At 67.3% G+C, this 23,015-nt stretch carries 22 protein-coding genes and 5 pseudogenes; 9 read left to right on the top strand and 18 right to left on the bottom strand.

Translation table 11 applies throughout. The features are described 5' to 3' along the window. From MTQ12_RS14340 to MTQ12_RS14330, 3 genes and pseudogenes are all read left to right on the top strand, one after another. Nucleotides 1–155 (top strand): annotated as a pseudogene (locus MTQ12_RS14340) (IS3 family transposase); the annotation flags it as partial. Between the two features lie 256 nt (nt 156–411). Beyond that, on the top strand, nt 412–1,482 hold the full coding sequence (locus MTQ12_RS14335; RefSeq protein ID WP_137318401.1) for an IS110 family transposase: 1,071 nt from the start codon (nt 412–414) through the stop codon (nt 1,480–1,482). 22 nt (nt 1,483–1,504) lie between these two features. Then, nucleotides 1,505–1,711 (top strand): integrase core domain-containing protein, encoded by a 207-nt coding sequence (locus MTQ12_RS14330; RefSeq protein WP_101652799.1) that lies wholly within the window; start codon nt 1,505–1,507, stop codon nt 1,709–1,711. Between the two features lie 41 nt (nt 1,712–1,752). On the opposite strand, the pseudogene MTQ12_RS14325 reads toward MTQ12_RS14330, so the two are convergent. Continuing rightward, nucleotides 1,753–1,911, bottom strand: a pseudogene (locus tag MTQ12_RS14325) (transposase); the annotation flags it as partial. Here MTQ12_RS14325 and MTQ12_RS14320 point away from each other — a divergent pair. From MTQ12_RS14320 to MTQ12_RS14310, 3 genes are all read left to right on the top strand, one after another. Further along, on the top strand, nt 1,889–2,632 hold the full coding sequence (locus MTQ12_RS14320) for a hypothetical protein (protein ID WP_247619157.1): 744 nt from the start codon (nt 1,889–1,891) through the stop codon (nt 2,630–2,632). The pseudogene MTQ12_RS14325 and the gene MTQ12_RS14320 overlap by 23 nt on opposite strands. A 312-nt stretch (nt 2,633–2,944) precedes the next feature. Beyond that, on the top strand, nt 2,945–3,337 hold the full coding sequence (locus tag MTQ12_RS14315) for a metalloregulator ArsR/SmtB family transcription factor (protein WP_137318399.1): 393 nt from the start codon (nt 2,945–2,947) through the stop codon (nt 3,335–3,337). Next, entirely contained in the window at nt 3,324–4,271 is a 948-nt protein-coding gene (locus MTQ12_RS14310) for a cation diffusion facilitator family transporter (RefSeq protein WP_247619155.1), read from the top strand. The genes MTQ12_RS14315 and MTQ12_RS14310 overlap by 14 nt, the downstream gene beginning before the upstream one ends. A 201-nt stretch (nt 4,272–4,472) precedes the next feature. Here MTQ12_RS14310 and MTQ12_RS14305 read toward each other — a convergent pair whose 3' ends face one another. From MTQ12_RS14305 to MTQ12_RS14250, 12 genes are all read right to left on the bottom strand, one after another. Next, nucleotides 4,473–5,357: a ligand-binding protein SH3 gene (locus tag MTQ12_RS14305; RefSeq protein WP_137318397.1), complete on the bottom strand. Its 885-nt coding sequence runs from the start codon at nt 5,355–5,357 to the stop codon at nt 4,473–4,475. A 155-nt stretch (nt 5,358–5,512) separates the two neighbouring features. Continuing rightward, on the bottom strand, nt 5,513–6,148 hold the full coding sequence (locus tag MTQ12_RS14300; protein WP_137318396.1) for a vitamin K epoxide reductase family protein: 636 nt from the start codon (nt 6,146–6,148) through the stop codon (nt 5,513–5,515). A 6-nt stretch (nt 6,149–6,154) separates the two neighbouring features. Further along, nucleotides 6,155–6,847, bottom strand: coding sequence for a thioredoxin domain-containing protein (locus MTQ12_RS14295; protein ID WP_247619154.1), 693 nt, complete (start codon nt 6,845–6,847; stop codon nt 6,155–6,157). Beyond that, a complete protein-coding gene (locus tag MTQ12_RS14290; RefSeq protein WP_247619153.1) occupies nt 6,844–8,847 on the bottom strand; it encodes a cytochrome c oxidase assembly protein in 2,004 nt (667 codons plus the stop codon). Before MTQ12_RS14290 ends, MTQ12_RS14295 begins: the two co-directional genes overlap by 4 nt. A 30-nt stretch (nt 8,848–8,877) precedes the next feature. Next, nucleotides 8,878–9,477, bottom strand: a complete 600-nt coding sequence (locus MTQ12_RS14285; RefSeq protein ID WP_247619152.1) for a copper resistance CopC family protein — start codon at nt 9,475–9,477, stop codon at nt 8,878–8,880. Between the two features lie 136 nt (nt 9,478–9,613). Next, nucleotides 9,614–10,393: a cytochrome c biogenesis protein CcdA gene (locus tag MTQ12_RS14280; protein WP_137318394.1), complete on the bottom strand. Its 780-nt coding sequence runs from the start codon at nt 10,391–10,393 to the stop codon at nt 9,614–9,616. Then, a complete protein-coding gene (locus tag MTQ12_RS14275; protein ID WP_247619151.1) occupies nt 10,390–11,001 on the bottom strand; it encodes a TlpA disulfide reductase family protein in 612 nt (203 codons plus the stop codon). The genes MTQ12_RS14280 and MTQ12_RS14275 overlap by 4 nt, the downstream gene beginning before the upstream one ends. Nucleotides 11,002–11,091: 90 nt before the next feature. Next, nucleotides 11,092–11,478 carry a metalloregulator ArsR/SmtB family transcription factor gene (locus MTQ12_RS14270; protein ID WP_137318393.1) on the bottom strand — a complete coding sequence of 129 codons (387 nt, stop codon included), beginning with the start codon at nt 11,476–11,478 and terminating at the stop codon, nt 11,092–11,094. A gap of 126 nt (nt 11,479–11,604) precedes the next feature. Beyond that, a complete protein-coding gene (locus MTQ12_RS14265) occupies nt 11,605–13,566 on the bottom strand; it encodes a cation-translocating P-type ATPase (RefSeq protein ID WP_247619150.1) in 1,962 nt (653 codons plus the stop codon). Continuing rightward, a complete protein-coding gene (locus tag MTQ12_RS14260) occupies nt 13,563–13,937 on the bottom strand; it encodes a metalloregulator ArsR/SmtB family transcription factor (RefSeq protein WP_247619149.1) in 375 nt (124 codons plus the stop codon). The genes MTQ12_RS14265 and MTQ12_RS14260 overlap by 4 nt, the downstream gene beginning before the upstream one ends. A 353-nt stretch (nt 13,938–14,290) precedes the next feature. Further along, a complete protein-coding gene (ccsB, locus tag MTQ12_RS14255) occupies nt 14,291–15,334 on the bottom strand; it encodes a c-type cytochrome biogenesis protein CcsB (protein WP_247619148.1) in 1,044 nt (347 codons plus the stop codon). A 1-nt stretch (nt 15,335) separates the two neighbouring features. Next, on the bottom strand, nt 15,336–16,982 hold the full coding sequence (locus MTQ12_RS14250; protein ID WP_247619147.1) for a cytochrome c biogenesis protein ResB: 1,647 nt from the start codon (nt 16,980–16,982) through the stop codon (nt 15,336–15,338). 877 nt (nt 16,983–17,859) lie between these two features. Between MTQ12_RS14250 and MTQ12_RS14245 the strand changes: the two genes are divergently transcribed. Then, complete coding sequence (locus tag MTQ12_RS14245) at nt 17,860–19,227, top strand: phenylacetate--CoA ligase family protein (protein ID WP_247619146.1); 1,368 nt, start codon at nt 17,860–17,862, stop codon at nt 19,225–19,227. A gap of 24 nt (nt 19,228–19,251) precedes the next feature. On the opposite strand, the pseudogene MTQ12_RS14240 reads toward MTQ12_RS14245, so the two are convergent. From MTQ12_RS14240 to MTQ12_RS14230, 3 genes and pseudogenes are all read right to left on the bottom strand, one after another. Next, nucleotides 19,252–19,402: pseudogene (locus MTQ12_RS14240) on the bottom strand (recombinase family protein); the annotation flags it as partial. 80 nt (nt 19,403–19,482) lie between these two features. Then, nucleotides 19,483–20,082, bottom strand: coding sequence for a cadmium resistance transporter (locus tag MTQ12_RS14235; RefSeq protein WP_137318388.1), 600 nt, complete (start codon nt 20,080–20,082; stop codon nt 19,483–19,485). Beyond that, nucleotides 20,079–20,438, bottom strand: a complete 360-nt coding sequence (locus MTQ12_RS14230) for a metalloregulator ArsR/SmtB family transcription factor (protein WP_247619145.1) — start codon at nt 20,436–20,438, stop codon at nt 20,079–20,081. The genes MTQ12_RS14235 and MTQ12_RS14230 overlap by 4 nt, the downstream gene beginning before the upstream one ends. Before the next feature lie 198 nt (nt 20,439–20,636). Here MTQ12_RS14230 and MTQ12_RS14225 point away from each other — a divergent pair, with 198 nt between their 5' ends. Continuing rightward, nucleotides 20,637–21,269 (top strand): class I SAM-dependent methyltransferase, encoded by a 633-nt coding sequence (locus MTQ12_RS14225; protein ID WP_247619144.1) that lies wholly within the window; start codon nt 20,637–20,639, stop codon nt 21,267–21,269. Nucleotides 21,270–21,612: 343 nt separating this feature from the next. Here the strand turns inward: MTQ12_RS14225 and lspA are convergent, their stop codons facing one another. Next, nucleotides 21,613–22,116: a signal peptidase II gene (gene lspA, locus MTQ12_RS14220; protein WP_137318385.1), complete on the bottom strand. Its 504-nt coding sequence runs from the start codon at nt 22,114–22,116 to the stop codon at nt 21,613–21,615. 274 nt (nt 22,117–22,390) lie between these two features. On the opposite strand from lspA, the pseudogene MTQ12_RS14215 reads away from it, so the two are divergent. Then, nucleotides 22,391–22,926 (top strand): annotated as a pseudogene (locus MTQ12_RS14215) (hypothetical protein); the annotation flags it as partial. On the opposite strand, the pseudogene MTQ12_RS14210 reads toward MTQ12_RS14215, so the two are convergent. Then, nucleotides 22,889–23,015 (bottom strand): annotated as a pseudogene (locus MTQ12_RS14210) (IS5/IS1182 family transposase); the annotation flags it as partial. The pseudogenes MTQ12_RS14215 and MTQ12_RS14210 overlap by 38 nt on opposite strands.

Genomic DNA, 23,015 nt, shown 5'->3' with positions numbered 1-23,015 from the left:
TGGCTCTGGCGGCGAAGTACCGGGCCGGGCACGATGTATCCGGGCTCGTTCACCACTCGGATCGCGGAGTCCAGTTCCGCTCGATTCGCTATGGCGAGACGCTGGCTGAGTCTGCGATCGTGGCATCGGTGGGTTCGCGGGGCGATTCCTTCGATTGTCAGTCTGTTTCTGCCGCGTCCCGCAAGGATGAGGTAGTCCTGGCCGGAGTGTTCTGACCCTTGCTTACGATTGGCCCGCAGGGTGCCTTGGCGTTGATCTGTCGAACCTCCGGCCGGGCGCAGTACCGCTGCCGCCGGATCGGGCGTGACCTGATAGGAGCCTGGAGCCTCGTCAAAGCGTCCCCATGACAGTCCTGTCCACCCGCCGGCGACAGCGTGTGACCACGCTAACCGATGAAGGAGACAGCACCCCATGGAACAGATCGAGCCCGCCCGTTCCGGGCACGTCGTGATCGGCGTCGATACCCACAAGCACATTCATGTCGCCGCGGTGATGGACTCGATCGGCGGGGTCCTGGCGACTCTCACGATCGCGACCGACGCTGCGGGGTTCAAGCAGCTGCTCGAGTGGGCGTCGTCATTCGGGAAGATCATCGCGTTCGGAATCGAAGGCACCGGCTCCTATGGTGCCGGGCTGACCTCGTTCGTCCGCCGGAACGGACACAAGGTCGTCGAGGTCTCCCGGCCCGATCGGCGGCTGCGCCGACTGAACGGGAAATCCGACACGCTCGACGCGGAGAACGCTGCCCGGGCAGTACTTGCCGGGTTCGCGACTGCGGTCCCGAAGACCGCTGACGGGGTGGTGGAGATGATCCGGCAGCTGAAAGTCGCCCACGATACCGCGGTGAAAGACCGCACCGGGGCGATGGTGACGCTCAAGGCGCTGCTCGTCCACTCGGACGAAGAGCTACGGCGTGAGACAGCACGGAAAACGCAGAAGATGATCGCCCGTCACTGCGCCGCGCTCCGCCCACGCGGATTAGAGACGCCAGAGGACGCGAACCGGCACGCACTCCGATCGATCGCCAGGCGCTGGATTGCCTTGAACGAGGAGATCAAAAGCCTGGAAGCGCAGATCGAGCAACTCGTCGCCCAACGCGCCCCGCACCTGCTGGACGAGTTCGGCATCGGCGTCGACACCGCCGCGGAGATCCTCATCGTCGCCGGGGACAATCCTGAACGGATCCGCAGCGAAGCAGCGTTCGCGAAACTCGCAGGAATCAGTCCCGTGCCCGCCGGGTCAGGAATGAGCAGCGGTAAGCATCGCATCAATCACGGCGGACATCGGCAGCTCAACGCCGCGATCTACCGGACCGTGATCGTGCGGATGCGGTTCCACGAGCCGACCATCGCCTACGTCGCTCGCCGAACAGCCGAGGGCAAGAGCAAACGCGACATCATCCGGTGCTTGAAACGCTACGTCATCCGCGAGGTCTACCACCTCATCAAGACCAACCCACGAACAGGCGAAATCACGGCTTGACAACTATAGGAGCATCAACGCGATGGCCGAGGCGCTGAACTCGGTGTACAAGGCCGAACTGATCGACCGGCGGGAGTGGTCGGGAGTGATCGAAGTGATGGCCGAGACGTCGAAGTGGGTGGCTTGGTACAACCACGTCCGACTGCATTCGGCGCTGCACTACCGGCCGCCGATCGAGGCGCATTCTGATTGGATCAAACAGCAGACCACTACAGGCGTGGCCGCATAGGAAACCAAGAAAAGAAGCCTCTACCAAACCCAGGGCTTGACAAGGTCCCGCCAGGCGATCCCGCATCGGTAGCGGTAGATGATGCCCTCGACCATCTGGCGGGCATCAGCGAAGGGCCGGCCCCTGCGGCCGGTCGGAGCAGGCAGCAAGTCAGCGATCAGCGACCATTGAGCATCCGTGAGCAGTTGGAATCTCGACATGCTCCCAGGCTCTCAGTCAGCGAACCACATCATTGTCAGACACGCCCTAGCCGAGAAGATCGACGGGGCGGAGACGCTGATGCGGACGCTCGACCTGGAGGAAGGCAGCTACCTCGTCAAGGCGAAATCAGCGGCTGATGAGGGCGTGGTGATCACCGGACTGCCGACGGCTCCCGTGGAAGCGACCAAGGCCACGCTGGCCCGGGTGCAGGTGCTGGGAGCGTCGGCGGCTCTGGTGCTGGCGGGCCTGCTAGGCTGGTGGTGGGTCCACCGCTCCCTGCGCCCCCTCGCCGAGGTGTCCCGCGCTGCAGCCGAGGTGGCCGAGCTGCCGATGGGGTCGGGTGAGGTGTCTCTGGCACAGCACCGCGTGCGTGATGAGCTGGCGCGTCCGGGCGACGAGGTCGGCGAAGTCGAACACCGCGTCGTAGCTCGCGTTGCCACCACCACCGAACGCAGCGAAAGCCGCGGCCAGGTCAGTCGCCGACCCTTCAACGAGGTTCACCCGACCGTGGTACCGAGTCAGCTGGCGGCGTGCCTTGACGATCATCGCCGGGTCGAGGTCGACGGCGTCGACCGGTGCGGCGCCGAAGACATCGAGGATCAGCTTGGTGCCGGACCCGGGGCCACAGCCAAGTTCGGCCACCCGAGCGCCCGGGGTGCGACCACCCAGCGCGATCAGACGCCGAGCCTCGAAGCGCTGGAGCAGGCGTCGCGGTGGTGAGTCGACCAGCGCCGCCTCCATCCGGTTCATACGCATGTCACCCTCCGAGGGTCCAAGAGTATGCTCCGGTCTTCCTCCGCGGTGCCGGCCGCCGTTGTCGCGTGCTGTGTTCGGGTTCCTCGCGCTCGTCGCCGGCCGACCGAAGAGGCGCTCGAACGGGTGGGAGCACGTCCTCTTCCCGATCGTCTTGATCGGTCGCGGTGTGTTCATCCTCGTCGAGGGCGCGTGCGGCTTGTGGACGGTGAGAGCGGGCGCATCGAGGCGACGTGATCCGCTCCCCGAACCATCGCTGCTTCGTGCTATCATCGTCGTATGGCGATTGATGGTGTTGCTGAGACCACCGTTTGGTCCGAAGACCGCAGTGCTTATGCGGCGCTGTTCCATGCGCTGGCCGAGCCGACGCGCCTGGCGCTGCTGGAGCACTTGGCCAGCGGTGAGCACCGCGTGCGGGATCTGGTCCACCACATGCATCTTGCGCAGTCGACAGTCAGCAAGCATTTGGCCTGTCTGCGTGACTGCGGACTGGTCACCGTGCGCGCGGAGGGGCGGTCCTCGTGGTTCTCGCTGGCCGATCCGGCCCGACTGGAGGATCTGGTCGAGAGCGCGGATGAGCTGCTGAGGGCGTCCGGGGTGTCGCTTTCGTTGCGTGACCACGATCATCACGAGCCGATCGTTGGGGAGGATGAGGGGTATGGCGGAAACTGATAGGGGTGGGCACGTGCACAGTCATGTCCCGGAGCGGGCTGATCGGGGGACGCGCCGGCGGCTGGTGATCGCGTTCTGCATCATCGCCGTCATTGTTGTGGCGCAAGCGGTGGGCAGCGTGATCACCGGCAGCCTGGCTCTGCTGACGGATACCGCTCATGCGCTGGCTGATGCGTCCGGGCTGTTGGTGGCGGTCATCGCGGCGACGATGATGCTGCGTCCGCCGAGCAGTGAGCGGACGTGGGGTTTCGCCCGGATCGAGGTCATCGCCGCGCTCGGGCAGGCTGTGCTGCTGCTCGTGGTCGGCACCTATGCCGCCGTCGAGGGTATCCGCAGACTGTTCGAACCTGCCGAGGTGCCCGGCACGGAGCTGCTGGTGTTCGGGGTGATCGGCCTGGTCGCCAATATCGCCGCGATCGCTGTGCTGGCATCCAACCGCGAGGCGAACTTCAATATGCGTGCGGCGTTTCTCGAAGTGCTCAACGATGCCCTGGGGTCTCTGGGCGTGATCATTGCGGCGATCGTGATCGCGACCACCGGGTTCCAGCGCGCCGACACCATCGCCGGATTGTTCATCGCGGCTTTGATCGTCCCCCGCGCGTTCCGGCTGCTGCGCGAGACCGTGCGGGTGCTGATGGAGTTCACTCCCAAGGGAGTCGATCTCGAAGACGTCCGCGCCCACATCTTGGAGCTCGAGCACGTCCGCGATGTGCACGATCTGCACGCCTCGATGATCGGCACCGGCCTGCCGGTCATCTCCGCGCACGTCGTCGTCGACGACGACTGCTTCGAATCCGGTCACGCCCCGCAGATCCTGGAGGCGATCCTCGCCTGCGTCAAGGAGCACTTCCCCGTCGCCTTCGATCACGCCACGATCCAGGTGGAAACGGCTGCCCTGCGAGACCGGGAACTGCCCGCAGTCCAGCACGCCTGACGAACCGGGTGTTCGGCATCGCCTCCAGCCGGCGAACCCGACTGCGATGGGCCGCAGTCGATGCTGTCTGTCTGGTGTTAGGTCCGCGGTACCGCCGTGGTTGATGGCGGGGCGATCTGGTGCCGGAAGTGGTCATGATCGCCGGGGGATGGGACCGGCCGCTGCTCCCATGGGGGACGGGGCAGCGGCCGGTCGGTCTGTTCAGTTGAAGGAGACGTGGACGTGGTCCATGTGGTTGGCGGTGGCCGAGCCACGGTCCTCCATGGCCCGTCCCTCCCAGCCGGTGTAGGGAGCGTAGATCTTCTGCTTGTAGATCACGTATTTCACTCCGAGCTCGGACGCGTGCTTGATCGCGAACTCTGTGATCTGCTGACCCGTGGGATCGGTGATCATGATGTCGAGGGCCTGGCCGGTATGGTGGTCGGATCCCGGATCGTTGCGCGGTCCGCCGAAGGTTTTCACCTCGGGGAACTCGGCGCAGACCGCCCGGTAGCCCTTCTTAGCGTTCGCGGTGAGCTTGGGTTCAATCTCGGTGGACACCGAGCAGGGCTCATCGGAGAGGCCCGAGGATTCGCGGCTGTCGGAGCGCGAGGACTTCGAACCCCGGTCCGAGGATTCTCCGCCGGAGGTCTCCGACGACGCGCTCTCCTTCGGGGGCTCAGGGGCCGGCAGCGCGGCCTTCACCTCTGGCTTCTGGTTGTACTTCGGATCGTCTTCGAGGGACTTCCGATACTCCTCGGCGGCCGCCTCCCGCTCCTTCTCACGTTCCTCGGCATCCTTCGTGGGAACGTCTTGGGCGCCGGGATCCGCGCTGGCGGTGGCTGCCTGCTCCTCGGCCGTGACGACGCTGGCGGTGTCCGTGGGTGCGAAGGCGAACGAGGAGGCCACGATCGCGGTCGTGGCAGCTGCCGGCAGTGCGATGGCGGCGACCATCGGGCGGCGCCTGACGGACTTGAGAACCCCGGTGGCGGTGCTCGGCTCCTGACTATGGCGACCGGCATGCTTGCGGTCGCCCGCGGCGACGTTCCGGATCAGGGTGCGCGCGTTCGCGCTCCAGGACGGCTTCGGATCCGAGTGCTTACCCATTCGACTAAACCCTTAACGCAGTTGTGACCATTTCGTTATCTTCGAGTGTACTGACGCACGAGGAGATGACAAAACGGTAACGAACGAGATAAGGGTGACGAGTGTCACGTGGTGTTGCGCGGGCGACATACCGCCACCGCGCCGGCTGGGTCGTCTCAGAGGGGGGAGGTGAAAGCGGGGAAGAACCGGAGGTAGACCGAGGCGGCTACCGCGATGTAGATGAGGGCCACCAGCGTCCATGCCCAGTCTGCGGTGAACCGGACCAGCCCGGCGGGGGCGGGGATGATGCCGTGGACGAGGTTGCGGATCGTCAGGAGGAGGAAGAGGGGGATCATCGCGGCCCACACGACCATGCAGTACAGGCACAGGAGGTAGAGGCTGAAGAGGGCTTGGGACCACAGCCAGATGACGAAGACGGTGCCCAGGCTCACAGCGACCTGCAGACCGATCCAGTACCAGCGTCCCAGCTGTGCTCCGGCGAGGACGGCCATGGCGGTGGTGATGATCACGGCGAAGGCGACGATCCCGATCAGCGGATTGGGAAACCCGAACAGCTCGGATTGCCAGCTGCCCATGACCTTGCCGCAGGAGACCCACGGATTGATGTCGCAGCTCGTGACGTGCTCCGGGTCCCGGAAGAGCGCCAGCCGTTCAGCGACGAGTACTGCCGAAGCCACCCACCCGATGATGCCCGTGACCAGCAGCAGGACCGCGAAAGGGCGCGGTCGGGCGAACCGGGGACTACTGGCTTCAGCGGGGCGATGATCGAGCGTGGCGGTAGCGTCCGGCATGGCCTGTCACTCCGCAACGGCTGCGTCGAGCGCAGCGCGGAGCTCGTCGAGACTGCTCGGAGCGAGGAGTTGCCCGTCGAGGAAGAACGTCGGCGTTCCGCTCACGTTCAGGGCGATGCCGTCGGCCAAGTCGAGTTCGACCCGATCCTGGGTGGCCGGATCTTTGACTGCCGCGTCGTAGGCTTCCATGTCCAGGCCCAGGTCTTCGGCGAAGGAGCGAAAGACCGCGCTCTTGTCGTCGGCGGATTCGCCCCATTCGGGTTGGGTTTCGAACATCTGCTGGTACATCGGTTCGTAGGCGCCTTGCTGGGCGGCGGCCTCCACGGCCAGGGCCGCGTTCATCGCGTTGCGGTGTCCGGGCAGCGGGAAGTAGCGGTGGACGAAGGTCACGGAGTCGGCGTACTCGACCCGCAGCTCCTCGACGAGGGGATAGGCGGCCCGGCAGCCCTCGCATTCGAAGTCGAGGAACTCCACCAGTACCGCTTTCTCGTTCGGCGCCTGCGACAGCACACGGCTGTTCTCGCGGACGAGCTGCCCGGTCTCTGCCGTCCCTGCCGGCGTGGCGGACTCGGTGGTCGTGTCGGGAGCGTTGCCGCGCACGATGACGACCACGACGATGGCGGCGATCACGGCGGCCGCCATCAGGATCCAGACAAGGGACTTGCTCTTCACGAGAACGCTTCGGTTGGCGGGGTTCATGGATGATCCGTTCTGTCCGGTCGGCGGGAGGCGGTGGAGGAGGGTTGGAGGGCACCCGCAGTGCCGGCGGGCGTCGGGTGTGGTCGGTGCAGGAGGAGCGTGGTGAGCAGAATCGCGAGCGGGGTCACTCCGGCCAGCAGCACGGCGGTGCCCGCACGCTGTTGGTCGGCGGTGATGGACGGCCCCCAGGTGCGGGCGAGGTTGCCGAACCAGTCCACCTCGAGGACGGGGGTGACGCCGAACGCGAGCACGGTCGCCCAGAGCAGGAGGGCCCCGGCCAGCCCGGCCACGGCGATGATCCGCCGGGACAGTGTTCGTGCCGCGGTTCGGGGGCGGGTCACCGTGGTCATGAACCAGAACCCGATGAGCAGGAAGTACAGGTTGGCCATCTGGTGGGCGATCCAGAAATCCAGGGCCAGGCGCAGCAGCGGGGTGTAGTAGAGCAGACCGAGCGAGACGGCCACCACCGCACCGCTGAGCAGCGGGTTCCGCAGCGCTGGGCCGGCGGCTGAGCTGGCGGCGTGCAGCCATTCCCGGGGTCCCCGGCTGCCGTCGGTGCGCCGCTGCACGGTCAGGGCCAGCAGGTACAGGGGAGCGCCGAGGGCCAACAGCAGCGGGATGAGCACGGTGATGGCCAACAGCATGACGGTGTGCACGCTGATGAGCACCATGCCGTAGATCGTCGGGGCCGCGCAGGTCACATAGACCAGGACGAGCAGTCCGGTCAGCCAGCTGGCGGTGTGCTGCCACGGCCACCGATGCCCGGCAGCGTGGGCCTTGCGCACCCCGAGGAGATACACGGCGGCCGCGGTGAGGGAGAAGGCCACCCACAGCCAGTCCCACCGCCACTCGGTGAACCACCGGAACCAGGTCAGGTCCGGCGGCAACAGATAGCCGGTGAGGATCTCGGCCGGGGTGATCGCCGGTTCCGGCTCCCGCGGGACCGGCGGAGCGGTCCGGCCGAGGGCCCCGGTGACCCCGATGACTCCGCCCATGATGAGCACTTCGGCGATGACCAGCCGCCACGCCGTCTGCCCGCCGGACTTGCGCCCGACCTGGGCGATGGCCCAGCTGCGATGGGCCAGCCCGATGGCGCCGAGCAGCAGGGTTGCGGCGAGCTTGATGAGGATCAGCTGACCGTACCGGCTCAGCAGCCCCTCCCACCCGCCGAGGCGGAGCACGGAGTTGAGCACGCCGGAGGCCAGGACGAGGAAGAACGCCACACCGGCCAGCACCGAGAAGCGGGAGAGCACCGATTTCGCCAGGTGGGCACCGTGGTTGGAGGCGAGGATCGGCGCGGTGACGGCCAGGGCCGCCACCCCGCCGACCCACACCAGCACGCCGAGCCAGTGCACGGCCAGCGCACCGACGCCGGCGAAGTGATCGTCGCTGCCGGCGGCGTGCCCGATCAGCGAGATCGGGACGATGGTGGCCAGGGCGAGCAGGGCCGTGCCGGCCAGGCCCGTGGTGGAGCGGACAAGGAAGGTCAGATTGCACACGAGGAAGGCAATGAGGGTGATCGCACCCCACGCCTGCCCGACGAGCAGATCAGTCAGGAAGTAGGCCAGCTGGCTGGCGAACTCGGCACTGTCCGACACCGGCTGGCCGGCGAGATTGGCATACGTCAGCACCAGCACGACCACCGCAGCCCCCAGCCACACGAGGGACACGACGGCGGCGACCGCCCGCACGCGGACGAACGCCGGGTGCGGGCGCGAAGGCCCGGGCGCCGACTCGTCATCTCCGGGGGGCAGGATCGTTGCCGCGAAGATCAGGCAACCCACGACGACGGCCAGCGCCAGGTGGTGCACGGTCAGCGCGATCGGCAGCGCCCAGCGCACGAACGCGCCGGGATCCAACGCTTCGCGTTCTGCCGCCGCCCCGGAGAACGCCGCACTTGCCACGACAGCGGCAACCGCGACCGCAAAGGCGGCCACGAGCCAGGCCGCGGAGCGCCAGCGCCCGGTCCCGGCCGGAGTTTCGGCCGGGGCACTACCCATCGGATGGCATTCGGAGTCCGGGGGCACCGGTCATGCCTCGTCGCTTTCCAACCGCCGGCGGCGGGCCACCACGGCGACGACGACAAGCCCCAGTGCGATGACGAGGAGGGCCAGGACGATCACGAAACTGAGCGGCACTCCCGTGTCGGCTTCGTCGGCGGCCGCCTGCTGAGTCTCCGTCTGCGGCTGCTCCGGCGCGGCGGGCTCGGCCACGGGCTGCGCCGGCTGGGAAGCCTCGGCCCCTGTCTGCCCCGGGTTGGGGGAGGAGGAAGCACCGGCACCGTCGGTCGCGGTGAAGGAGAACGAACCGTCGATCGGATGGGAATCCGAGGACACGACCCGCCAGGTCACCGTGTACTCACCGGCGGGCGCCTCGGGATTAATCGGCTGGACGGCCATGTTGCCATCGATCTCGACGCCTCCCTCGGCCCAGTTCGTCCCCGCCGCGTCCTTGATCAGGATCTCCGACCCCATCGACAGAGGAGCGTTGGAGAAGGAGACCTCAATCGCCTCGGGGACGGCATCCAGGCTCTGCCCGTCTTCGGGATTCGTCCCGGTCACGACGTCATGCGCCGCCGCCGGGGCGACCGGCAGCAAGACGACCGCCAACAGCACTGCCAGAACGCTCACGAGGCGGCTGACCGGCCGCACTGCAACTCTGCGAATCAATTTCTACCTCCTGTAGAGAACGGGGTCAGTGTACCAGCCCGCGCAGGTGACTGTGGGGGAGCAATGGCGAGCCCTGGGGTGGAAAGCACCTGGCTCATCAGATGATCGTCTGGAAGCCGCCGATCATGCCCTGCAGACTGTTGACCCACTGGGTCCACACCCCGGTGACGAGCAGCAGTCCGATGATGATGAGCATCCCGCCGCCGATCCGGCTGATCAGGATCTGATGGTCTCTGGCCCATTGCAGCCTGCCGGTGCCCTTGACGATGAGCACGGCCACGACGATGAACGGCACCCCGAGTCCGAGGCAGTACATCAGCGTCAGCGCCGCGCCACGCCAGATGCCGTCGGTGCCGGTGGCGCCGAAGCTGGTCGACAAGGCCAGCACCGCCGCCAGTGTCGGCCCCATGCACGGGGCCCAGCTGAGCGCGAAGGTGGCACCCAGGGCGGGGGCACCCCACAGCCCGGCCGGTGGGCGCTTGCTGATCTGGGTGCTGCGCTGGAACATGCCGATGCCGCCCATGAACACGATGCCGGCGAGGATGACGACGATCCCCATCACCCGGTTGAGGACATCGGCCCACTGGCTGAGCAGCACGCCGGCCACGCTGAACGCCAGGCCCATGGCGACGAAGACGACGGCGAAGCCGGTCATGAACAGCGATACCCCGATGATGACCTTGCTGGGTTTCCGGTCAGTCAGTGCGGTGGCGCCCAGCCCGGTGATGTAGCCGACGTAGCCGGGAACCAGCGGCAGAACGCAGGGGGACAGGAAGGACACCGCCCCGGCCAGGATGGCCACCGGGATCGCCAGCAGCATCGGTCCGGTCAGCACGGTCTGCGAGAACACCTCCCCGATGGGGGCCGCCAGTGTCATGCCGACTCGTCCAGCACGTCAGCGATCAGCGCTTTGAGAGTGGACTCATCGACCGCCCCGACCACCCGGGCCGCCGGCCTCCCCTGAGCGTCGAGGACGACCGTGGAGGGCACCGCCTGCGGCGGCAGCACGGTGCTCAGTGCTGCCACACCGACCCCGTCCTGATCCAGCATGGACGGAAACGTCAGACCGAAGGTGTTCGCGAACGCCTCGGCGGCTGGGGCCTGATCGCGGACGTTGATGCCCAAGAACCTCACGCCGTCGTCCTGGTACCGCTCGTAATTGGCCTGCAGGGCGGGAGCCTCCTCACGGCACGGGGGGCACGCGGCGTACCAGAGGTTGAGCACCACCGGGGCCCCGCGCCAGTCGGCAAGATCAAAGGCTGTGCCGTCGGTGTACTCGGCGGCCAACTCGATCGGCTCACCCCGCTCGCCCACGGCAAGCTGGGTGATGACACCAGACCCGGCAACATAGCCCTGCTCGCTGCCGGCCTGCCCGGCCAGCTCATCATCGGCGCCACCGCACCCGGCCAGCCCGAGAGCGATGATGGCGGTGAGAGCACCGGACCGGCGGATCAACGATCGGCGCGACACATGCGGGGACAACACTCTTTCTCAAACTCCTGACGATGGGGCAGCTCGACTGTTGACGGCTTTCACGCCGATGGGACGGGTTCCCAAGTCTCGGGGCAACGGACGTCACGCATCGCAGCCTCCCGGAAGGGACTGCTGCTTGGCGTCGCGCACGTAGGTGCAGCACACGCTGTCCGACTTGCCAGTGACAGCCAGCAGCGCCTCGGCCTGAGCGAGCAGCTCGAGCACCTCGGGCCGGCTCAGCGAGTAGTACACGCTGCGCCCCTGCGCCCTGCCGGCAACCAGACCGCAGTCGCGCAAGCAGGCCATGTGTGCAGACACCGTCGATTGGGCCAGCGCCAGCTCGCTCACCAGATCGGATACGCGCGCCTCCTCCACCGCCAGCCGCTTGACGATGGCCAGCCGCGTCGGGTCGCTGAACGAATGGAACACGGCCGCGACAGGGGCAAGCCCCCCGGCACGGTCCGACCGCGCCTCACTGATAATCGTCACGCGCCGATGATATCGGGAATCCTGATCTTCCCCGCACCGGGGCCTCCACACACGAAGGCGAGAGGAGTCGAAGGTGGAAATCCGCTCCGGCGACTCCGAAGCCCGCGAAGGGGCGGGCTGATTCGTTTACTGCGCTCCGGCTGGCTGCCTCACCGCATCCACGGTGGGGTGTGGTTGGTGTGCGAGGACGCGGCGGGTGCGGGCGGCGCGGAGTCCGTTGGCGATCACGATCACCTCGGCGACCTCGTGGACCAGCACGACCGCGGCCAGCCCGAGCACGCCGGTGATCGCCAACGGCAGCAGCACGATGATGATCGCCAACGACAGCGCGATGTTCTGGTTGATGATCCTCCGACCGCGCCGCGCGTGGCGCAACGCCGGTGGGATCAGGCTCAGGTCGTGGCCGGTGAAGGCGACGTCGGCGGATTCGATCGCCGCATCGGACCCGGTCGCGCCCATCGCGATCCCCACCGTCGCTCCCGCGAGGGCGGGGGCGTCGTTGATGCCATCGCCGATCATCGCCGTCGGTCGGTGCTGGGCTAATCCCGCGACGATGCGCGCCTTGTCCTTCGGGCGCAGCTCGGCGTGCACGTCGGTGATCCCGGCGATCTGTGCCAGCGCGGTTGCGGTGCGGGCGTTGTCGCCGGTGAGCATGCTGACCTCAACGCCCTGGTGGTTGAGGGTGCGGATGACCTCGGGCACCTCGGGGCGCAGCTCGTCGCGGACCGCGATGGCGCCGGCGACGGTGCCGTCGACGGTGACCAGCACGCAGGTCTGCCCCTCGGCCTCCAGGGCCGCGACCCGAGCCTGGAGCGATCCGGGGTCGATCCAGCGGGGGCTGCCCACCGTCACCCGCTGCCCCTCAACAATCCCGGAGATGCCGTGCCCGGCCTCCTCGGACACGTCCTGGGCCACCGGCGCCCCGGCCGCGGCATTGGTGATGGCCGCCGCCAGGGGGTGGGTGCTGTGCTGCTCGACGGCGGCGGCGTAGGCCAGCACCTGGTCCGCGTCCCTGCCGCCGGCCGGGATCACCGTGGTCACGGTCGGCTGGTTCCGGGTCAGGGTGCCGGTCTTGTCCACTGCCAGATGCCGGATCCCGCCGAGACGTTCGAACGCGGCACCGCTCTTGATGATGACGCCGAACTTGCTCGCCGCGCCGATCGCCGAGACCACCGTGACCGGCACCGCGATCGCCAACGCACACGGGCTGGCCGCGACCAGCACCACCAGGGCCCGGGTGATCCACAGCTGCGGGTCACCCAGCAGCGACCCGATCACGCCGACGAGGACGGCCAGGATCATGACCCCGGGCACCAGCGGGCGAGCGATCCGGTCGGCGATGCGCGCCCGGTCGCCCTTCTCGGCCTGGGCCTGCTCGACCAGCTCGACGATCGTGGTCAGCGAGTTGTCTGTGCCCGCGGCGGTCGTCTCGACCTCCAGCACGCCGGCGATGTTGATCGCCCCGGCCGAGACCTCATCACCGGATTCGACCTCGACGGGGATCGATTCGCCCGTGATCGCAGAGGTGTCCAGGCTCGACCGCCCCGCCCGGACGATGCCGTCGGTGGCGACCCGCTCCCCGGGCCCGACCACCAGCACCTGCCCGACCGTGATCTCCCGGGCCGGCACCTCCACCGGGTTGCCGCCGCGGAGGACGGTCGCGGTTTCGGGCACGAGCTTCAGCAGCGCCCGCAGGCCGCCGCGGGCCCGATCCATCGCCTTGTCCTCCAGCGCCTCCGCGATCGAGTACAAGAACGCCAGCGCCGCTGCCTCCTCGACATAGCCGAGAATGACCGCGCCGATCGCGCTGATCGTCATCAGCAGGCCGATCCCGAGCTTGCGCTTGGTGATCAGGCTCCGGATCGCGCCGGGCACGAACGTGTACGCCCCCAGCAGCAGGCCGGCCCAGAACACCACCGACGCCGCCGTCTCCAGGCCCGACCACTCCAGGATCAGACCCGTAATGAAGGCGACCCCGGAGAAGATCGGGAGCAGCAGACCCGGGTCACGCCACCACGGACGCTCCACCTCCTCGGCCTCGCCACGGGGTGCGGTGACCGGCTCATCGCAGCCGCATGCGGCGCTCACGAGGCGTCCTCCGAGACGGACCCCTGTGCGTCGCAGCAGCCGGGAACCGTGCAGGCCGGGTCGATGCATGCCACGTTCTCCTCGACCGCTAGCGTCACATCCACCAGTCCTGTCAGTGCCGCCGCCAGGTGCGGGTCCGCGATCTCGTACCGGGTCTGGCGGCCCTCCGGCTCGGAGACCACGATCCCGCACCCCCGCAGGCACGCCAGGTGGTTCGACACGTTCGTCCGCGTCAACCCGAGATCCCGGGCCAGCGCGGCCGGATAGCTGGGTGAGTCCAGCAGCGACAGCAGAATCCGTGACCGCGTCGGATCCGCCATCGCGCGACCCAACCGGTTCATCACATCCACACGAGAAGCAATAGTCAGCATGCACTGACCATACACCATGGGCTGACCCATAGGCGCCGTGCCGGCTTTTACGATGGATCAGGCCCGGAGGTAGACGGAGATGAGGGCGAACAGCACGATACCGACCGTAAGGAGGACGGGGTCCAGGCGGCTGGTGCCGCCTCGTGGGCCTCGGAGATCATCTCCTCGATGCCACCCGGTGGTCAGAATACGGCCCGTGAGGCCAAGGACGGCGAAGGTAATGCTGTCGGGGGGCCTCGCGCAGAGCGAAGTATCCCAGGGCGGATCCGACCAGGATGGGGATGGTGAAGCTCATCGCCATCGGGATTCGGGTGCGGCGTTGGGTGCGAAAGCAGCCGCGTCCGAGCCGGCTTTCACACCCCGGAGTACGAGTGCAGGCCGCTGAAGTAGATGTTGACGACGGCGAAGTTGAACACGACCGAGGCGAAGCCGGTGAGGTTGAGCACGGCGACTCTGGTCGGCCCCCACCCGCGGGTGGCGCGTGCGTGCAGGTAGGCCGCGTAGACGACCCACACGACGAAGGTCCAGATCTCCTTGGTGTCCCAGCCCCAGTAGCGGCCCCAGGCGAGTTCGGCCCACACGGCGCCGGCGATCAGGGTGAAGGTCCAGGTGATGAAGCCGACGGCGGCGATGCGGTAGGAGACCTGCTCGATGTTCTCGCTGGAGGGCAGGCGGTCCATGAAGCGCAGCCACCTGGGTGTCGTGCGCTGCTCGGTGGCCGCCTTGATGATCTGGAAGACTGCCAGCGCCGCGGAGATGGACAGCAGTGCCGTCGACAGGATCGCGATGGGCACGTGGATGTAGATCCAGTAGGACTGCAGTGCCGGGACCAGCTGCGCGGCCGGCGTGTAGAACACCGTGATGCACAGGCCCAGGGTCACGAGCACTGCCCCGGAGACGAAGGTGCCGAGGTACCGAAGATCGCGATACTTCAGCGCCGCGAGGTAGAGGATGACGGCCAGCGCCGAGGTGGTCAGCGCGTACTCCATCATGTTGCCCCAGGGGCCGCGCATCACGGACAGGGCGCGGGTGGCCACCGCCGCCGCGTGGAGCACCAGCGCCAGTGCTGTCAGTGAGGTCCCGACCCGGGCCAGTCGCCTGCTCCGGCCCGTGGTCGGGTCGGCATTGCCCGCCCCGTCGCCATGCCGATCGGCCGGCGAGCCCGATCCAGCATCGTCGTCTTCCAGCACGGCGACGGAACCGGTCCGGCGGGCGGTCCGCCGGACTCGGCTGCCGGCGGCAACCGCCTGCGCCGACTGCCGCTGTCGGACGGCGGACTTGAGCGTCCGGCCGCCGAAGAGGTCGAAGGCGTAGGTGATGAAGGCGATTGCGTAGACCGCCATCGCTGAGTAGATCAGCAGATTCGACCATGTGGCCAGCTCGATGTTGACGTCCATTTCAGTGTCCCTTCGCCGGTCGTTCCGGGTTGCGTGCTCGGTCGTGAAGTTCTGCTGCCAGGTCGCGGGCGGCGTGCTCGACCCGGGGATCCTCACCGCGGGCCAGTGCTGCTACCTCGACCTCGCCGCCGGTCGTGCGGACCCACATCCGGCGCCGCGGCACGAACAGCGACAGGCCCAGTCCGACCATCAGCAGGATCGAGAACACCAGCATCGGCCCCTGCGTGGGATCATGGCGGATATCGATGGCCATGAACCGGTCGATGCCCTCCAGTGTCACGCTGCCCAAGCCGTCCGGCAGCTGCACGGTCTCACCCGGTGTCAGCTCGAGCGTGATCGGATTGCCGGCGGCATCGATGATCGCGGTCATGTTGTCCGCGTCCAGATCGTAGACCGACTGCGGCACCCCGGTGTCGAGCCCCAGATCTCCCCGGTAAGCGCTCATCACGACGTAGGGGTTGCGCAGCTCGGCGAACCGCGAGATCAGCTCACCGTCGTCGTTGAGTCCTGCGGTGGGGAGCAGGAAGCCGACGAACCCGAGCTGGTCTGGCTGCGCGTCGGGCACCTTGAGCACTCCCCGCGAGCCGTATCCCGAGGCCTCGGGCTGAGGCAGGAACACGACCGGCCCGGAGAAGGTCACGTTGCCCTGGGCGTCGCGGGTGGTGAAGACCGGGGCGTAGCCGTTGCCGGTGAGATAGATTCCGGTGCCACCGATCCGGATCGGCTGATTGACCTCCAGCCGGTGCCGGGTCTCCTGCCCCTCGTAGAACTCGGTGATGTCGGCCTCGAACGTGCGGGGCTGGCCGAACTGATTGCCGATCGCCTGGTCGTCAAAGCTCGACTCGAAGGAGTCGAGCCGGATCCGGAAATCGTCGAGCCGGTCCGCGTCGAAGTAGGTGCCCGGCTCGAAGGAGTCGTAGGCCACCAGCGAATTGGCGAACGTGTCGCCCTCGACGAGCACCCGCTGCCCCGAATAGCCGAACAGGGATCCGATCGCCATCGTGACGACCAGGGCCAGCAGCGAGGCGTGGAAGACCAGATTACCGGTCTCCCGCAGGTAGCCGCGCTCGGCCGCGACATGATCGCCTGCCCGGATCGTCCGGTAGCCCTGCTTCTTCAGCCGGGCCTCGGCCCGGTCGAGGAGCTCCTCGGGATCTGTCTCGCGTTCGAAAGTCTGGTAGCCCGGCATCCGGGACAGCCTGCGGGGAGCCTTCGGCGGCGCCTGCCGCATCGCCCTCCAGTGCTGGGCGGTGCGCGGCAGGACGCAGCCGACCAGCGAGATCATGAGCAGGATGTAGACGCTGGAGAACCAGACGGAGGAGTAGACGTCGAACAGCTGCAGACGGTCGAGGAACTCGCCCCAGGCCCCGTTCTCCTCGATGAAGGTGGTCACCCGGATCGGGTCCTGGATCCGCTGCGGCAGCAGCGATCCCGGGATGGCGGCCAGGGCCAGGATCAGCAGCAGGATCAGCGCCGCCCGCATGGTGGTCAACTGCCGCCACGCCCAGCGCACCATCCCGACGAAGCCGATATTGGCGGGCGCCGGCTCTGCCGCACGCGCTGGCTTGCTGGAAGGCGCCGGCTTCCGTCCCTCATCTTGATCCGGGAAGGTCTTCATCAACGTCTCGTTCGCTTCTTCTCGTCTCATGCTTGCTGTCTCAGATGACCGCCTCAAACCCGCCGCTCAGTCTCTGCAGCGAGACGACGACCAGCCGCATCCGTCTGACCACGTCGGTACAGGGCTCTTGCGGGGCGGTCGGAACGGGTAGCGTGCTTTCACAAGGTTGGGCGATGATGGCGAGGGACCATCGACCTTCGTCCCTTCGACGTTGCCCGCTGCGTCAAGGTTCCGATCGACCGGAACCTGCCGAGGCGATGATCCTCTCTCGTCCGAGGCGCAATAGTCAGCACGCACTGAACCATACAGTATGGAGTGACCGATACGCATTCGGTTGAACCGCCCTTTGTCTCCGGCGGGAGATGTCGACCCCAGTGTCTCGGATTCAGCTGATGTTTGGAACATGGAATGCCGCAGGCCGGTACACCGAGACGAACACCGGTGCAGGTCCGGGCACGGAGAGTCTTTCAGTGCCCCTCAACAGCCCCGATCGTGCCTGCGATCACGGCGAAGCCGCATCCGCAACGGTCTGCCGTTCTCGGCTGATGATCAGTGATTTCCGGCGAGGTGTGGGAGGTTCAGGTGCCGGAGTCCGCCTGCTCCGGCTGCAGCTCCCCTCGGAGAGCGGGCCGCCGATGGGGTGGTGACCGGCTACCTCCACACGGGATGGTTTTCCGCCTTCAACCTGGCCGACGTCTTCATCACTGTCGGTGCCGCGGTGACGCGGTTCACCGAGACGCAGACCAACTCCCTGTAGACGACTGTGCTGAGAGCTTGACGCCGTGCTCGGCCGGTGGTGAGCTGAGCCCGCAGTCGCTCCGGACGTTGCCGCGCTGGCCGTGAACCCCGGACCCACGGTCTGACGCGACGCCGGGAACGTGGCTGCTCGAAGTGGCAAGGAGCGCGCATGACCGAAAGCAGACTCTGGCTGCTGCGCGATGCCCGTGCCACCCACCGGCAGGGCAGGGAGGCGACCGCCCAGCGGCAACACGAGCGATTTGCAGGGATGGTCACCTACGCGCGCGCCCGGTCACCCTTCTACCGCCGGTCGTATCAGCACCTGCCCGAGCACGTCACGGACCCGATGATGCTGCCCGTCACGAGCAAGGCCCAACTGATGTCCCACTTCGATGACTGGGTGACCGACCGGGAGGTCACCCTGTCCGCCGCGCGGGCATTCGTCGAGGATCCCGCCCTGGTGGGCGAGAAGTTCCGCGGCCGCTACACGGTGGGGACCACCTCCGGAACCACCGGCACCCGGGGCATCTTCCTGCTGGACGAGCGGTCCCTCGCGGTGACCACCGCCCTGCTGGCGCGGCTGCTCAGTGCTTGGCTCACCCCTGCCGATCTGCTCCGCATCATTGCCCGCGGCGGGCGCGTCGCCATGATCACCGCCACCGGGGGCCACTACGCCTCCCTCGCCGCGGCTGCCGCGTTGCGCAGGAACCGGTTAGTCCGCAGCCGGATCGGGGTGTTCGGCGTGCATACACCCATGGCGCAGCTGGTCTCTGGGCTCAACCGCTTCCGTCCGGCCATTCTTGCTCCGTACGCCACGATGGCCGCGCTGCTGGCCGCTGAGCAGCGCGCCGGTCGCCTGCACATCGACCCGGCGTTGGTGGTCTTGTCCGCCGAGGGCCTTCCCGCAGGGGAGTACGACAGGATCTCCGCCGCGCTCGGCGCCAAGGTCCGCCAGGGCTACGCCGCCACCGAGTGCCCCTTCCTCACCTACAGCTGCCAGTACGGGTGGCTCCACGTCAACAGCGACTGGGTTCTCCTCGAGCCGGTCGACGCCGATTACCGTCCGGTCCCCCCGGGTCAGGCGTCGCACACCACCTTGCTCAGCAACCTCGCGAACAGGGTCCAGCCGATCCTGCGTTACGACCTCCGCGACGTCGTCTTCGTCCGGCCTGATCCCTGCCCGTGCGGCGACCCGCTGCCCGCCATCCGGGTGCAGGGCCGCACCGCTGACCTGCTCGCTTTTCACACCCCCGCCGGCGAGCCGGTGACGCTCCCGTCGCTGGCCATCACTGCGCTGCTCGACCGCGTTCCCGGCGTGGAGCTGGTCCAGCTCGTGCACACCGCTCCTGCCCACCTCGATGTCCGTCTGCAGTCCGCCGCCGGGACCGACGCGGAGCACGTCCGGCAGGCGGTGCACGCAGAGATTCGGCGCCTGCTGGGGGACCACGGACTCGGCCACGTCATCGTGGCCCGCGGCGAGGGACCACCCCAGCCAACTCCGGGGGGCAAGTTCCGCTCGGTCATCCCGCTGCGCTGACCGGCTACTAGAGACTTGAGGTGGGGCGGCCAGTTGCGGCCGGTTGTCCTTCTGCCCTGAGGCCCAGTCCTCAATACAGCCGCTCCGACGCGATCCCCCCGGCGAGCAGGGCGTCGCGTTGCAGGTCCGTGGTCTGGGGCCCGTCGGCCTTCGAGTCCCGCGCATAACCTGTGACTGTTGGCGAGAAGGGGCGGCGAGCCGCAGTTTTCCTTGGCGGCCCCGAGCATCTTGATCCTGTCCATGAAGTGCCGGGAGTCAGAGCCCGAACGCGCCGCCCTCGACGAGGATGAACACCCCAAGACCGATCAAGACGATCGGGAACAGCACGTGCTCCCAGCGTTCGAGCACCTCGGCGATCGGCCGGCGAGTCGCGACGAACTTGGCCATCACGACGAGGACCGCGACGAGCGCGAGGAACACGATGCAGTAGGCGATGACGGCGGCCGGCCCCACGCTGAGGAAGACCGGAACATACACGCCGATGTTATCCCCGCCGTTGGCGAAGGTGACAGCGGCGACGGTCAGTACGGCGACGTTCTTACCACTGACCTTCGCCTCATCATCATCGTCGTCGTCTCCGCGCCACGCTTGCCATGCCGCCCACAGGCCGAGGAACAACGGGATGAGCCCGAAGTAGGTAATGGCTTGCGGGGGCAGGAATGCATCCGCTCCCAACGTGACGAGCACGGCGGCGGCCAGGATGCCGCCGAACCCGAGATACTGACCGGCCAAAATCCGGGCCGTGGTGCCCCGCTGGCCCGCACCGCGGGCGAAGAACAGTGAGAGCACGATGATGTCGTCGATGTTGGTGACAATGAACAGGCCGATCGCCTGCAGCACGGATGACAGGATCATGCGCCTGCCTCCATCTTGCAGCGCGTTGGAACGGAACATGCAGGGTCAATGCAGCTGGCCCCCTGGTCAACCGCCAAGGTCGTCTCCAGCAACGCAGTCAGCGCGCGGGTCAGGTGCGGATCAGCGATCTCGTACCGGGTTTCCCTGCCTTCCGGCTCGGCCACCACGATGCCGCAGTCCCGCAGGCACGCCAGATGGTTGGAAACATTCGACCGCGACAGGCCCAGCTCCCGGCTTATCACCGCCGGATGGTTCGGCCCCTCAAGCAGCATCAGCAGGATGCGGGAGCGCGTCGGGTCAGCCATGGCGCGGCCTAGGCGGTTCATCACGTCAAGATGATTGGTAATGGTCAGCATTCGATGAACTGTACATTGTTCGCTGAATAAGGGGCAACTTGCCCGCTCAGTGGAGAACTGCTGCCCGCCGAGGTCTTGTACCCAGTACTCGGGTGCAGGTTTACGCTTGATGCTGACCAACAAATAGTTCATTCGCGCTCGTAGGACTAATCTCGGCTTCGACCACGCGGGTGCGCCAAGAGAAGGGTCATGCCGAGGATGTCCGCCCTGGAAGCCTCATTCTGTCGCAGCCGGCCGTGGCGCCTTCTGGCCCGGCGAATGGTTCCCTGGGCGATTCAGGGCTTGCCTCTCGCCGGCAACGTGCTCGAGATCGGTGGGGGTAGCGGAGCGATGGCCGGAGCAATCGCTCGGGCCCACCCCCAGGTGCACCTCACCACGACCGACGCCGATCCCGCGATGGTCAAGGCTGCGCAGCGGCTCCTCACCCGACTCCCCACTGCTCAAGCGCGCCAAGCCGATGCCACCCGGCTACCTTTCAATGACCAGTCGTTCGACATTGTGCTGAGCTTCCTCATGCTCCATCACGTGATCGAGTGGGAACGCGCGGTGACCGAGGCGGCGCGGGTCCTACGACCCGGCGGGTCCTTCGTGGGATACGACCTGCTGGCCTCACGGATGGCCTCCCTGGTGCACGTGGCCGACCGCTCTGCGCACCGACTCATCGAACCCGCCACCTTCGAACCGGTCCTGGAACAGGCTGGCCTCGGCCCGCTCCGCATCCGGGTCTCCTTCGGCGGTCGGGTCCTGCGCTTCATCGCTCGGAAGCCGGACACAGTCCAGGACGATCCTGGCAACGACAAGCACGCGCCCGCGTGGAAAAACCATGGGTAACACCGTGACTGCGAGGGACGGCACCGAGCAGACGTGGGTGGGCACGAAATAAGGTCCATCAAGCCCGACTGTACCGGGCGGGTGCGCCCCCGGACACCACGATCGCCGAAGGGGCCAGCCGTCATGAGGGCTATTACCGGTGCCCCGGAAAGCGGAACCGCTCAGCGCTGTGCGTCTGCTGCTACCACGACCAGCAGGATGCGCCTTAGGATCTGTCGGCTCAATCACCTCCGAGCAATCCCTCGCAACTGCTTCGTCATTGTGTGCTGGTGAACCGTGCATCCCGTCGACGCCGGCCAGGTGAACCTATGCAAAGCGCTGAGCTGGTGGCGGCCGATCTAGTTCAGGCCGTGTCCCCGTCCCTCATACCGGACGCAGGCTCCCGCAGCATCCCGAGGACCAGTCCCGCCACCCCGACGGTGACGAAGACGTCGGCTGCGTTGAAGGTGGGAAACCAGCCGGTGTGCAGATAATCCACCACGCCGGCCCCGCCCAGTCGATCTACAAAGTTCCCCAAGGCCCCGCCCAGCAGCAGAACGGCTCCGCCTCGGGCCACTGTGCCCATAGCACGGACGTTCGCCAGCAGATACCACACCAATCCGGCGAGGACCAGCCCGGTCCCGGCGATCACCATCCAGGCAGGCAAGGACGCCCCGAGGCTGAAAGCCACCCCCGGATTGTAAAAGACGCGCAAGCTGATCCAGCCCAGATCGACTACCTGCCCAGCGGGTAAAGCGGTCTGAGCCAGGACCTTGAGCCCCAGATCCACCAGTGCCAGGATCCCCGCCCCGCCCAACAGCCCAACCACCTCGCGAGGCCGGGGCCGCTGTACAGACGTAGCGCTCACCGGCTGACCACGGGTGTCGACACCAGACGGTGGGGGCACCAACCCGTGGCCGGCCGACGCCTCGGCACCCGCACCCTGCAGCGGCGAGGCTGCCGCAACGGCCAACGCAGGCCCAAACCTGTCCCATCATTTCTTATCGTCACCCTCAGATGCTACCGGTTCAGGCTATTGCCTCTCGGGGAGGAACAGGCCGGACTTCTTCGTGGGCCCCACCGTGATACGACCACCTCCGAACGACCCGCCTGGTGCGCCCTGCTGGCTCTGATCCCGTCGAGTGCCACCGTCCTCACGGCCGGCGGCACGACCCGCACCGTCCCCGTCGAGCGCCTCGTCCCCGGGGACATGCTCCGGCTTGTCGCCGGTGAGCGCTTGGCCACCGACGGCATCGTGCGCTCCGGGGACAGCAGCCTGGACGTCTCGGCGATCACCGGCGAATCCATTCCCGTCGAGGTCAGCCGCCGACATCGGCATCGCCATGGGAGCCACGGGCTCGGACGCGGCGGTCGAATCGGCGGACGTGGCTTCACCTGCGATGATCTGCGCCTGATTCCTCGCACCGTCGATCATGCGCGCCGGGGGCGGCGCATTATCAACCAGAACATCGTCCTGTCGCTGGCGATCATCACCGTGCTGCTGCCGCTGGCCATCACCGGAGTCCTCGGCCTGGCTGCCGTCGTCCTCGTCCACGAGATCGCCGAAATCATCGTCGTCCTCAATGGACTGCGTGCCGCCCGCAGATCTCGGCAAACCACTGTGGATCGATCCATGGGCTCTAGGGCGTGTCCGATAAATGGTGTAGCCACGCAATAGCCGCGTTGAGTACGACTGCTGCGCGGTAGACGATGGCGAGTTTGTCGTAGCGGGTGGCCAGGGCCCGCCACTGCTTCAGGCGGCTGTAG

This window comes from Brevibacterium sp. R8603A2 (genome assembly GCF_023072605.1).
Lineage (GTDB): Bacteria > Actinomycetota > Actinomycetes > Actinomycetales > Brevibacteriaceae > Brevibacterium > Brevibacterium pityocampae.
Note: the sequence above shows the minus strand (reverse complement) of the source record. Positions and strands in the feature narration are given on the sequence as shown.